The organism is Moraxella sp. CTOTU47616, assembly GCF_032017465.1.
Taxonomy (GTDB): domain Bacteria; phylum Pseudomonadota; class Gammaproteobacteria; order Pseudomonadales; family Moraxellaceae; genus Faucicola; species Faucicola tetraodonis.
The window spans coordinates 281,599-293,800 of the sequence record NZ_DALZPU010000003.1 but is presented as its reverse complement, the minus strand read 5'-3'; the positions used below and the strand labels follow the sequence as shown (position 1 = coordinate 293,800).

Annotated in this window: 10 protein-coding genes and 1 pseudogene; 6 read left to right on the top strand and 5 right to left on the bottom strand. The window is 44.6% G+C overall.

All coding sequences use genetic code 11. The features are described 5' to 3' along the window. Positions 1-31: 31 nt before the first annotated feature. Positions 32-1,120, top strand: a complete 1,089-nt coding sequence (locus RTS10_RS05520) for a sulfate ABC transporter substrate-binding protein (protein WP_312539536.1) — start codon at positions 32-34, stop codon at positions 1,118-1,120. Positions 1,121-1,128: 8 nt separating this feature from the next. Here RTS10_RS05520 and RTS10_RS05515 read toward each other — a convergent pair whose 3' ends face one another. From RTS10_RS05515 to RTS10_RS05500, 4 genes and pseudogenes are all read right to left on the bottom strand, one after another. Continuing rightward, positions 1,129-1,761 (bottom strand): regulatory protein RecX, encoded by a 633-nt coding sequence (locus tag RTS10_RS05515; protein ID WP_219332181.1) that lies wholly within the window; start codon positions 1,759-1,761, stop codon positions 1,129-1,131. 105 nt (positions 1,762-1,866) lie between these two features. Then, on the bottom strand, positions 1,867-2,922 hold the full coding sequence (recA, locus tag RTS10_RS05510) for a recombinase RecA (RefSeq protein WP_007115617.1): 1,056 nt from the start codon (positions 2,920-2,922) through the stop codon (positions 1,867-1,869). A 462-nt stretch (positions 2,923-3,384) separates the two neighbouring features. After that, a pseudogene (locus RTS10_RS05505) lies at positions 3,385-5,016 on the bottom strand (acyl-CoA synthetase); the annotation flags it as partial. A 154-nt stretch (positions 5,017-5,170) separates the two neighbouring features. Next, complete coding sequence (locus RTS10_RS05500; protein ID WP_050324569.1) at positions 5,171-6,007, bottom strand: DegV family protein; 837 nt, start codon at positions 6,005-6,007, stop codon at positions 5,171-5,173. A gap of 305 nt (positions 6,008-6,312) precedes the next feature. Here RTS10_RS05500 and RTS10_RS05495 point away from each other — a divergent pair, with 305 nt between their 5' ends. Continuing rightward, positions 6,313-8,418 (top strand): 2,4-dienoyl-CoA reductase FMN-binding domain-containing protein, encoded by a 2,106-nt coding sequence (locus RTS10_RS05495; protein ID WP_219332184.1) that lies wholly within the window; start codon positions 6,313-6,315, stop codon positions 8,416-8,418. A 67-nt stretch (positions 8,419-8,485) separates the two neighbouring features. Here RTS10_RS05495 and RTS10_RS05490 read toward each other — a convergent pair whose 3' ends face one another. Beyond that, positions 8,486-9,268, bottom strand: a complete 783-nt coding sequence (locus tag RTS10_RS05490; protein WP_312539535.1) for a YbjN domain-containing protein — start codon at positions 9,266-9,268, stop codon at positions 8,486-8,488. A 284-nt stretch (positions 9,269-9,552) separates the two neighbouring features. Here RTS10_RS05490 and ccmA point away from each other — a divergent pair, with 284 nt between their 5' ends. From ccmA to ccmD, 4 genes are all read left to right on the top strand, one after another. Next, entirely contained in the window at positions 9,553-10,215 is a 663-nt protein-coding gene (gene ccmA / locus RTS10_RS05485) for a heme ABC exporter ATP-binding protein CcmA (protein WP_312385362.1), read from the top strand. A gap of 11 nt (positions 10,216-10,226) precedes the next feature. Continuing rightward, entirely contained in the window at positions 10,227-10,895 is a 669-nt protein-coding gene (locus tag RTS10_RS05480) for a heme exporter protein CcmB (protein WP_007117161.1), read from the top strand. A 105-nt stretch (positions 10,896-11,000) separates the two neighbouring features. Next, positions 11,001-11,792 (top strand): heme ABC transporter permease, encoded by a 792-nt coding sequence (locus tag RTS10_RS05475; protein WP_312385360.1) that lies wholly within the window; start codon positions 11,001-11,003, stop codon positions 11,790-11,792. Positions 11,793-11,908: 116 nt separating this feature from the next. Then, positions 11,909-12,118: a heme exporter protein CcmD gene (gene ccmD, locus RTS10_RS05470; RefSeq protein ID WP_062332181.1), complete on the top strand. Its 210-nt coding sequence runs from the start codon at positions 11,909-11,911 to the stop codon at positions 12,116-12,118. The last annotated feature ends 84 nt before the right edge of the window (positions 12,119-12,202 follow it).

Sequence of the window (12,202 nt, the reverse complement as noted above, 5' to 3'; positions counted from 1 at the left end):
GCGTGGCACTTTGAAAACTTATGAGGAAAACATGACAAACGCGACCCAAAATCACCCATTCACCACCCGTACGCAATTTAAAGGCAAAGTCTTGGCATTAGCCGGTATTTCAGTGATGGCAGTGGCAAGCTTAACTGCCTGCCAAAAAGCTCCGCCCAAAAACGAGAGTGCAGCCAGTGCGTCAGCCGCTAACGGCAATGGTGTATCTTTGCTAAACGTGTCTTATGACGTATCCCGCGAGTTGTATAAAGAATACAACCCGATTTTTACGGGGCAGCAAAAACAAGCCGTCACTATCCAGCAATCGCATGGCGGCTCAAGTAAACAAGCCTTAAGCGTGGCCAATGGGCTTAAAGCGGATGTGGTGACCATGAACCAAACCTCAGATGTTGACTTGCTGGTGAAAAAAGGCTTGGTGGATAAAAACTGGCAACAAGCGTTTCCCAATAACGCGGTACCTTATACCAGCACCATGGTACTATTAGTTCGCAGCAACAACCCCAAGCAAATCAAAGACTGGGATGACTTGGCAAAACCCGGTGTTAGTGTCGTGATTGCCAATCCAAAAACCAGTGGTACAGCGCGATATGGTTTCTTGGGTGCGTATGGATATGGCTTGCACCACTTCAATAATGACGAAGCCAAAACCAAAGCGCTGGTGAAGCAAATTTTGAGCAATGTGGCAGTGTATGACAGTGGTGCAAGGGCAGCGACAACAAGCTTTTTACAACGAGAAATCGGCGATGTGCTGATTACCACAGAGAATGAAGCACAAATCACCAAAAAAGAATTTGCTGATAAAAACTTACAGATTGTTTATCCCAGTTATTCGGTCAAGATTAATAACCCTGTTGCTGTGGTGAATGCCGTTACCGAGCAAAAAGGTACCACTGAATTGGCAAAAGCCTATTTAAAAGGTTTGTGGGATACACCTGCCCAAGAGATTATGGCCAAGAATTATTTGCGCCCTGTGGATGCAGCGACTTTGGCAAAATACCAAAGCCAATTTCCTGCAATTGCCACGTTTGAGCCAAATCAACTTTTTGGCAGCTGGGATGAGATTATGAGCAAGTTTTTTAAAGATGGCGCAATTTTTGACCAATTGGCGGTAAAAAAATAGCCGTGGCTCTAGCGATTGGCTAGGGTGGTTAGGTCATACTTTAAGGCATCAAAACACACATCGGCAGCAAAGCCCCGATATTGCAAAAATCGCAGTTGACGGGCTTTTTCTTTAGGCTCCGTCGGGATGGCATCACCGTATTTTCGTACCCGTGCTGCCACCGCTTGGGCAAGCCAATCCACTTCATAGGTCTCATCTGGGTCGTCATCCGCCGTGTCTGATTCAATATCATTGAGTAATAAATCTTCAAAAAAATCATTGTGTGTCTCAATCCATGTATTAATCGCACTGACCGAACGGACGGTGGTTAATCCATGTTTTTTTAACGTTTGAAAAATCCGCTGGGTACCATGCTGCTTGCCGATACCTTCTTTGATCAATGCAGACGTCATACGCTCATCGCTTTGATAGCCTTCTGCTTCAAATTCGCTCAAAAGCGCTTCGATAGCCGCCGCATCACATCCTTTAGCCAGTAGTTTGTCCCGCAGCTCTTTTTTAGACTGCTCACGCCGCCCAAGATAATAAAACGCCAGCCAGCGCATATAGCTCTCAGCTTTAAGCTTGTCATGGTAAGCTTGGCGTTGTTCATCAGTCATTAACTGATTTTCGATAGTTTCTAACAAGGATTTAGGATCTGGCATAGCGGTTTTAACCGTGACTAAAAAAAGCTAACAGGCTTGGGAACAAGTTGAACAGTATAAAAACAAAAACCCCAGTAAAAACTAGGGTTTTGGTTAGCTAGGTAGTTATTGCATACCTTCGACAAACTCAGGGGGTTCAACGTCATGCGCTTCTTCTGGCACAGGTTCGACATTACCAAGCTTAGCAGCGCGCACTTTGGCTTCAATCTCTTGGGCGATTTGTGGGTTTTCTTCCAAGAATCTAATGGCGTTGGCTTTACCTTGACCAATTTTACTGTCATTGTAGCTGTACCAAGCGCCCGATTTTTTGACCGCATCAATATCGACACCCAAGTCAACCACTTCACCTAGATGATTGGTACCTGTCCCATACATGATGTCAAATTCTGCTTGGCGAAACGGCGGCGCCAGTTTATTTTTGATGACCTTAACGCGGGTCTCAGAACCGACGATGTTTTCACCGTCTTTAACCGCACCAATACGACGAATATCCAAACGCACCGACGCATAAAATTTAAGGGCGTTACCACCGGTTGTGGTTTCTGGCGAGCCAAACATGACACCGATTTTCATACGAATTTGGTTAATGAATACCACCATACAGTTAGAGCGTTTGGCGTTACCGGTGATTTTACGTAGCGCTTGGCTCATCAAGCGCGCTTGCAGACCCATGTGGCTATCGCCCATCTCGCCTTCAATCTCTGCACGTGGGGTAAGGGCGGCGACCGAGTCAACAACAATCATATCCACCGCACCTGAGCGCACTAGCATATCGGTGATTTCAAGCGCTTGTTCACCGTTGTCAGGCTGCGTGACAAGTAAAGCGTCGACATCAACGCCCAATTTTTTGGCATAAATAGGGTCTAGCGCATGCTCAGCATCGATAAAAGCACAAGTCCCGCCTTGTTTTTGACATTGGGCGATTGCTTGCAAGGTTAAAGTGGTTTTACCCGAACTTTCAGGACCATAAATTTCGACGATACGACCCTTTGGCAAACCGCCAATACCCAGTGCAATATCCAAACCCAATGAGCCTGTAGATACTACATCCACATTGATTTTTGCTGACTCATCACCTAGGCGCATGATGGTATTTTTACCAAATTGTTTTTCAATTTGTGATAAAGCGGCAGTTAAAGCTTTGGCTTTATTGTCGTCCATAAGGACTCCTTGTCATAAAAAAAGTTAATAAAAAAGGGAAAAATATAAAAGTAGGGATAAGTTAAAAAAGAAGTGAATTGATAAGGCTATAATAACAAAATATACGAAAAATTATAGGATTAAATCACTGATATACGACATATATTGTCGCTTATTATTGTTAATAATTAATTAAAAATAACATGAGGAAATCTCTAAATAAATGGGTGTTTTTTGGGTGTTTTCAAGGCATATTTTGCAACAAAAATCCCCACTAACGAAGTGAGGATATGCAATACGAGTCGCCAATATTGAGCCTTAGTGTGCCGCATCTTCTGGTGAATCATTGGGTAGGGGTTGGGTGTTACTAGGTATGACAGAGCTAGGTATGGCGGAGCTAGGCATGGCAGTGCTCGGATTGGAGTCGGTTGTCGCTGCCAAATAGCTTTGCGGATGATGGTGAGTGATTTTTGCTTCTTCATGCGCCAGTGAGCGCGCCGCTTGACGTAGCTCAAATTTTTGCACTTTACCTGTCGAGGTTTTTGGAATTTGCGCAAAAATAATATGTTTGGGCACTTGGAAACCTGCCAAATATTTACGGCAATGGGCAATGATATCTTCCCGATCTAGGGTTGAGCCTTCGCGGATTTCGATAAAGGCTACCGGTACTTCACCCCATTTGTCATGAGGAGCAGCAACTACCCCACAGCTTTCCACTTCTGGCATACGATACAGTACGTTTTCCACTTCGATACTTGAGATATTCTCACCGCCCGAGATGATGATGTCTTTGAGCCGATCCATAATTTTGATGTAACCATCTGGGTATTTGACGCCCAAGTCACCGGTCTTAAACCAGCCACCGTTAAAGGCTTCTGCGGTGGCCTTACGGTTTTTTAGATAGCCTTTCATCACCATATTGCCGCGGATAGCAAGCTCACCAATTTCACTACCATCGGCTGCAACTGGGGTAGTGGTGCCTTGTTTGAACACATCGAACCCCGCTAATAGATGTGAGTTCATACCTTGGCGGGATTTTTTTTGCGCGCGTTCACTGACAGTCAAATCATCCCATTCTGGGCGCTCAACACACAGGGTGACGGGACCATATACTTCTGTCAAACCGTATACATGCGTGATTTTAAAACCCATTTCTTCCATTTTGGCGAGCAAAGACTCAGGCGGCGGTGCACCTGCGACATTACAACGTACTTCATGTTGGATGGCTTTTTTCAGCGCTTCATTACCATTGGCAATCATGTTATGCACGATAGGCGCTGCGCTATAATGAGTGACTTTTTCATCGGCAATCAAACGTAAAATCAAATCAGCATCAACTTTGCGCAAGCAGACATTGGTACCCGCCCGCTCACCAATGCTCCAAGGAAAGCTCCAGCCATTACAGTGAAACAAGGGGAGCGTCCATAAATACACAGGGTGCTTTGGCATATCCCAATCTAAAATATTAGAGACGGCATTTAAGGTGGCACCACGATGATGATAAACCACGCCTTTTGGGATACCTGTGGTACCTGATGTATAGTTGAGCGCAATGGCATCCCATTCATCAGTTGGTTTTTCCCAGTTGTCTAAGTCGGTTCCTGAGGCAATGAATTCTTCATAGGTCATGTTGCCAAATTGTTCAGTTGGCGTGACGGCAGGGTCGGTGGCATGAATGATAATTAAGTTAGGAAATGACTCTTGAACCAGCGCAATATGCTGTTCAAATTCAGTATCAACAATCAATACTTTAGCTTCACTGTGCTGTAGGCAAAATACCAAGGCATTGATATCCAAACGGGTATTTAAGGTACATAGCACACCACCAGACATCGGTACGCCAAACGCGACTTCAACCATAGCTGGGGTATTAGGCAGTAGCACTGCAACAGTATCGTCTTTATCGATGCCCAGTTTTTTTAGGGCATCCGACATTTTGCGGCAGCGATTATAGGTTTCGCCCCAACTTTGACGTAGGTCATTGTGCTCATAATCTTTATACACTATCGCCGTTTGATCGGGATAGATGCTAGCAGTACGCTCAATAAAATCAATGGGAGTAAGCGGGGTATAGTTGGCAGGATTTTTTTCCAGCCCTGTATGGAAGTTTGGCATAACGACATCCCTGTAGTTAATAAATAAACGCCTTTATCATAACAAGGATTTTGACCAAATCCTATATATCAATCTGCTTTTTCACAAATATAAAAAAATGACAAAAACAGACAGCCCGCCTGTTATTTTATAAGCTAGCAAACCCAGTCAGGGTTTAGTCTTCGACAAATACGCAGCCAAGGGTGAACACACCGATATTTGCTATAGAGACACTGGCGGCAGGAAGAACTTCGGTGTTAACGTAACCGCGTGACGATAAATAGTTAAGTAGTGATTTAGTATGAGGGTTTAAATTACCGCTAAGCACATACATTGTACCTTTTTTACCATTGGCGGCGGTGATGGCAGCATCCGCGAGTCGCTCAATACATTTTTCAAAACTGCGCACCTTTTCAAAGGCGACCATTTGACCTGAGTCTTCCATTTTTACAATCGGTTTAATACCGAATAAATTGGCGAAAAAGCCGACTGGCGCTGAAATACGCTTGGTACGAATCATACCTTTAAGGTTATCAACTGCCAAATAGATATGGATTTTATCGCGCAGGCGGTTGATTTCGGTGATGATTTGTGGGACTTCCATGCCTTGTTTGAGTAAGCGTGAGGCTTCTTGTACAAGAACCGCTTCGCCATGTGAAATCGTGCGTGAATCATAGAGATAAATTTTCATGCGATGACTAAACATCGAGCTAATATTGAGCAAGTTATTGTAGGTTTGGCTTAAAGAAGAGGATAAACAGATGATTAAAACTTCTTGCACATCTTCTTTGATGAGTTGATAAAAGAATTCAATGAGCTGATTTTCAGTGGGCGCTGAGGTACTGATTTCGATATTGGGGTTATCGAGTAGAACACGCGACAGCCTATCTAGGCTTAGGTCTTGTCCATCTAGATAATTGGCACCGCCCATATGGATATTCATCGGCAACATTTTGACATTGTCTGGAATGCCAAGGTCGTCTAGACATGACGTGGACGTGCTAACAATCATTTTCTTCACAGTAATTTCCCTCCTGTTGTACTTTTATCCTAGCGTGATATTAACATTGTCGCAAAAATAAGCATGATTTTTTTGTAGACTCATCGGGACAAAATTTGCCTTATGCTTTCAAAGATGACTATTTATAATAGGTTGACCTAATTTTGGTTTGATGTATGCTTAAGGTATGTTGATATAGCTACATTGCGTGACCACATTGACGAATTGATTATGATAACGAACTCATTTACAAAATGACAAGATTAGTTGCTTAATGTGACCAAATAGTGAAAGGAAATTACTGCCAAGGATTATTTATGTCAAATAACAGCCAGATATCTACTCATAACACCCATTATCCGCATATTTTTGAACCCCTGGATTTAGGATTTACCACGTTAAAAAATCGTATTGTGATGGGCTCGATGCATACAGGGCTTGAAGATCGGTTCTTTAACTATCCAAAGCTAGCCGCTTATTTTGCCGAGCGCGCCAAAGGGGGAGTTGCCATGATGATCACGGGCGGTATCTCGCCCAATCATGAAGGTTGGTTAGTGCCGGCAGGCGGAACGCTCAATCACAAAGGCGATGTAGTCAATCATCGTAAAGTCACCAAAGCTGTGCACCAATATGACTGCAAAATCATCTTGCAAATTCTTCACAGCGGTCGCTATGGTTATCATCCATTGGCGGTATCAGCCAGTGCCATCAAATCGCCTATTTCACCCTTCAAACCTCGTCAAATGAGTGAAAAAAATATTTTGGCGACTATCAAAGACTATGCCAAAACTGCCAAACTTGCACAAATGGCGGGCTATGATGGCGTCGAAATCATGGGTTCAGAAGGCTATTTACTCAATCAGTTCTTAAGCAATCACGTCAATCAGCGTACCGACCAATGGGGTGGTAGTCTAGAAAACCGTATGCGTTTTGCGCTCGAAGTCATCAAAGCGGTACGCGAGGCGGTGGGAGAAGCGTTTATCATCACCTTCCGTTTATCGATGATTGACTTGGTGCCCGATGGCAACACCATGGATGAAGTCATTACTATCGCCAAAGCCATCGAAAAAGCCGGGGTGACCATAATAAATACCGGGATTGGCTGGCATGAAGCACGTATCCCGACCATCGTCACGTCGGTACCACGCGCAGCGTTTGCCGATGTGATTGCTGAAGTCAAACGCCACGTGACTATTCCTGTGATTGCTGCCAACCGTGTCAATATGCCAGAGACTGCCGAGCAGCTGCTAGCAGAGAACCAAGCTGACTTGGTACAAATGGCGCGTCCGTTCTTGGCAGACCCAGACTGGGTGGCAAAAGCCAGTTTAGGACAAACTGACTTAATTAATACCTGTATTGGCTGTAACCAAGCGTGTCTAGATCATACATTTGACAATAAACGCTCAACTTGTCTGGTCAACCCCCAAGCCTGTTATGAAACCGAACTGGTCTATAAACCTGCCAAAAAAGCCAAAAAAATTGCCGTCGTGGGCGCAGGCATGGCAGGGCTATCAGCGGCGACGGTCGCCGCCAAACGCGGTCATCAGGTCACTTTGTTTGAAGCACAGGATAAAATCGGCGGACAGTTTAACTATGCCAAAGTGATTCCAGGTAAAGAAGAGTTCTTTGAAACCATCCGCTATTTTACCAATTTGGTGGACAGTTTAGACATTGAGCTCAAACTCAATCATAAAGTAAGCAAAGAGGAACTAGAGTCAGGTCAGTTTGATGATGTGATTATTGCGACAGGCGTTGTTCCACGGGCGCTTGACTTTGAAGGGGTGGAGTTACCGCAAGTAATGAGCTATGCCGAATTGCTATCGGGTCAAAAAGTCGCAGGTAAGCGAGTCGCGGTAATCGGTGCAGGCGGAATTGGTTTCGATGTTAGCGAATATTTGACCTCCACCCATGTGAAACCGTTTGAAAAAGATGCGCAAGGCAAGGTGATTTATCAACCCCATCCGCAAAGCGTAGCCTCATGGAAACGTGAGTGGGGTGTGGACACCAACCCACACTATGACAGCGAAGGTGGACTGGTAAAACCAGAGCCCATTACCCCGACCCGTGAAGTGTATTTGATGCAGCGTAAAAAAGGTCGCTTGGGGGCAGGTCTCAATAAAACCTCAGGCTGGGTGCACCGTGCTCATATCAATAAGCATGGCGTCAAACAGGTGAGCGGCATTGGCTATGAGAAAATTACCAATGAAGGCATTTGGATTACTAACCCAGACGGTCATAGCCAATTATTGCGCGTTGATAGTATCGTTATCTGCGCGGGGCAAGAATCGGTCAATGACTTGATGCCTGCGGTGGGTGATGACTTGACAGCCCAATATCACTTGATTGGTGGGGCAAAATTGGCAGGCGAATTGGATGCTAAACGTGCCATTCGCGAAGGCGCGGAAGTCGCTGCCATGTTGTAGCAGCTTTTACTATGTCATAAAAAAGGCGATGAATGAATGTCATCGCCTTTTTTATGTTGGCCGCTTATTATTGAATGGCATCAGACGCCAAGAAAAAATTGCGGGCTTGCTGAGCGTCAATCAGCTTGTCTACCGCACCTTGCAAATCATGCGTAGTATGGGGCTGCTCAATCATCTCGCGAATGGTGTCATACAGCCGTGAAAACAACGAGAAATTACTCTGTAGCAAATAACTCATAATTAACTCGCTCACCCCAGTCACTTCCAAATCAAGCGACGTCTTAAAGCGCAGCTCGCCGTCCATCACATCCATTTCCAAATTACCAATCATCAAATCATAATTTAGATAAGCCAGCATGGCGAGCATCTCAGGACGATTGGCTTCAGCAATCGCCGTAGGATAAATACTGTACACCGCAATCAATTGCTGCTCACTAAAAAAACGAATCATACAACCCCAATGCCGCTCTTTATCTGACACTTGCATCGTATAATGATGAATGCTTTGCTCATCTTGTTCGCTGGCAGGGTGATACATAAATTGATAACCCATACTGGCTAAGATATGCTCTATGTCATCGGGGGTAATCGGTTGTAGCTCGAATTCGTCATCTGCATTTAGCGCGTCACTGGCTAAAATCGGTTCATCTTGTGAATGGCTATCCTCATCAAACGCTGGATTGATTCGATTTTTAGTAAAAGGCTGATAGTCAGTAGCATCGCTATGCTCGCTTGTCTCAGCATAATAGCCAGAGTCAGTTATTTTATCGGCTACAGGGAGTGGCGCTGATTTTTCAGCAGTAAAGAACAGTTTTAGGCGTTGCCATAAACGCTTCGGATTTTTGGACATTGATTTCACTTACCCAAGAAAAAATAGCTAAAAATAGAAAGAAAAACGAAAAGCAGAACAGTTAAAAAACGAAAAAGTTAACAAACAGGTTGGCAAAACTTTGACGCTATCACCAAGCTTTATATGGATACTTTATATTGATAATAGCAAAGACCTGTCGCAAGTTAGTATATAATAAGCGTTCTACACAACTTTAGCCAATTATCTATACAATGGGTATAGGGCTGTGATTTATCAATTTAATCTGTTATCTATTTAATGACTTGCAAATTTTAACCAATGCTATGCCAAATCCAACACCCACTGCTATACCTACCTTAACGACCAGTTCGCTGCTAAACTGTCACAATGTCACTATACAACGTGGCGAATTTCCGCTGTGTGAAGCGGTGAATTTGGTGCTAAACCGTGGCGATATTTGTCATTTGGTGGGTGAAAATGGCACTGGCAAAACTACATTTTTGATGCAGCTTGCAGGGTTGATTCCTGTTTTAACCGGTGATATTAGCTGGCAGGGCAAGGCAGGGCTACCTGTGCAGCCATTTTATGTGGCGCACCAATTGGGTATTCATTTGCAACTCACCGTTGAGCAAAATTTGCGATTTTTGTTAGCCTTGTATGGTATCAAACCAAGCGCAGATGCTCTTGAGCAAGCACTCGATTGGGTTGGGTTAGCAGGTTATGAGAAAATCAACTGCTATCAACTCTCGGCAGGGCAGACGCGCCGCGTGGGTTTGGCACGCTTGCTGTTTGCGCTGGAGTATGTAGCGCAATTTCCTTGCTGGCTACTTGATGAGCCGCTGACCGCGCTTGATGTCAATATGATTGCCAAAATTGAACACTTGATGCAGACATTCGTTCAGCGCGGCGGGGCAGTGCTCATGACCAGCCACCAAACTGTCGCCGTCGCCAACAAGCAATTAGATTTAACTTTGTATATGGTTTAGGGGCAACTGCAATGATTGATTTTTCTGCCCTGTGGCAACGCGAATGGCAAATCAAACAGCAAAACAAAGTGCAGTGGTTATATCCACTGGTGTTGTTTTTAATTATCATCACCTTATTTCCACTGGCGATGGGCACCGAGCCAAAATTACTGCAGCAACTGGGCGTGCCTGCGGTATGGATTGCAGCGTTATTGTCGCTGATTATGGGTATGGAAAACTTATTTCGCCCAGCCCTCGATAACGGTACACTGGCGCAATTGGTTGTCGCTCGTGCCTCGATTCCCACTTGGGTACTAGTACGGCTCATCGTGCATTGGCTAACCAGTGCGGGTATGGTGTGTCTGCTCGCATTTTTGGCGATGCCGCTTTTTGGTTTGACGAGCCAAGCAGCCATTGCCCTGAGTGCTTCTATTTTGGTGGGCAGTCCGATTTTGTTGTGCTTATCAGCGATTGCCAGTAGCTTGACATTATCGCTAAAAAACGGCGCGGTGTTGGTGCCATTGATTTCGTTACCGATGCAGCTCCCTGTGCTGATTTTTGCTACGGGGGCAGTGGGGCAATTTGCCATGGGGCTGAACGGTTATCCGATTTTAGCACTATTACTGGCGGGCAGTATTTTGGCAGTCATCGTCACGCCTTTTGTGATTGCATTTTCATTAAAACTGGCTTGGTTAAGCTGATGATTTTTAGATGAAAAAATCCCCAAATACCAGTAAAATAAGCGAACAAATATCTTATTGTTGATGGCTTACATTCATTTTAGAAAAAAAAGCAAGGCGCATTCCATGGCAGAAATTACCCCAAACGTTGGCAAAAATGGCTTTTTTTCTCGCCTTTGGCAAGGATTTCTTAAAACTGTTGGCACCAAAGAGTTTTATCGTATTTTTGCCCCTTGGGTGAGATATTTAGCTGTCATTGCTGCGCTGCTATTAGCGGTGGGTGCCGTTTGGGGATTAGCGTTTGCGCCTCCTGACTATTTGCAAGGCAATAGCTATCGCATTATCTTTATCCATGTCCCCACTGCCAGTCTAGCCATGTCAATTTATTTGGGCATGGCAATTTTAGGGGTGATTTTTTTGGTCTGGAAAATTAAAACCGCCAATTTGGTTGCCCAAGCGATTGCGCCGATTGGCTTCATGCTTTGTGTGTTAAGTTTACTTACAGGCTCTATTTGGGCAAAGCCTACTTGGGGCACATACTGGGTATGGGATGCGCGTCTCACTTCTATGCTGATTTTGGCGTTTTTATACGCAGGCGTGATGGCGCTATTTGCTGCATTTGAATATACCGCTAGTCGTGGTAAAGCGGCGGCGATTTTATCGATTGTAGGTGCGGTTAATTTGCCGATTATCAAATATTCTGTCAATTGGTGGAACACCCTACACCAAGGCTCGACATTTACCGTAACTGAGCGTCCAAAAATGCCGCCTGATATGTATATTCCGCTGTTGCTGATGATGTTAGGCAGTTATTTTTTGGTGGCTGCGCTTACCATCTATCGTACCAACACCTTGATTTTGCAACGCGAAAGTAGCAAACAGTGGGTGATTGATGAGTGCAAACGACTATATCGTTAAAGTGTTATCGTTAGAGCCTGCTTATTGACATAAAGTATCGCCATTTAACTAGCGATAGCTTTAATCCTATGCCATCAATCTATTCTCTAAACCTACATTCAAACCTGAGGTGACCAATGAGCCCGTATTTTCGTAATTTTGCCGAGTTTATCGCCATGGGTGGGCATGGTAGTTATGTGTGGTCAACTTGGCTACTGACTTTACTAGGCATTATCGCGCTCGTCTTTTTTAGTCGTAGTCAGCGTAAAGCGACCTACCGAGATATCACTACCCAGCAGGCGCGCCAACAACAGCGTCATCAACGTACGGCTAAGGGCAGCGGATAATAGTATTTATCGCCCTAATCAGTGTTATAATAGACAAGTAGCCCCATAGGGTGTGGTTCATCAAAAGTGAGATGAAAAAAAGCG

Coding starts and splice junctions, on each gene's coding strand:
- RTS10_RS05495 (WP_219332184.1), top strand. CDS start 6,313: ATGTCAAATAACAGCCAGATATCTACTCATAACACCCATTATCCGCAT.
- ccmA (WP_312385362.1), top strand. CDS start 9,553: ATGCCAAATCCAACACCCACTGCTATACCTACCTTAACGACCAGTTCG.
- recA (WP_007115617.1), bottom strand. CDS start 2,922: ATGGACGACAATAAAGCCAAAGCTTTAACTGCCGCTTTATCACAAATT.
- RTS10_RS05520 (WP_312539536.1), top strand. CDS start 32: ATGACAAACGCGACCCAAAATCACCCATTCACCACCCGTACGCAATTT.
- RTS10_RS05480 (WP_007117161.1), top strand. CDS start 10,227: ATGATTGATTTTTCTGCCCTGTGGCAACGCGAATGGCAAATCAAACAG.
- RTS10_RS05490 (WP_312539535.1), bottom strand. CDS start 9,268: ATGTCCAAAAATCCGAAGCGTTTATGGCAACGCCTAAAACTGTTCTTT.
- RTS10_RS05475 (WP_312385360.1), top strand. CDS start 11,001: ATGGCAGAAATTACCCCAAACGTTGGCAAAAATGGCTTTTTTTCTCGC.
- RTS10_RS05515 (WP_219332181.1), bottom strand. CDS start 1,761: ATGCCAGATCCTAAATCCTTGTTAGAAACTATCGAAAATCAGTTAATG.
- RTS10_RS05500 (WP_050324569.1), bottom strand. CDS start 6,007: ATGATTGTTAGCACGTCCACGTCATGTCTAGACGACCTTGGCATTCCA.
- ccmD (WP_062332181.1), top strand. CDS start 11,909: ATGAGCCCGTATTTTCGTAATTTTGCCGAGTTTATCGCCATGGGTGGG.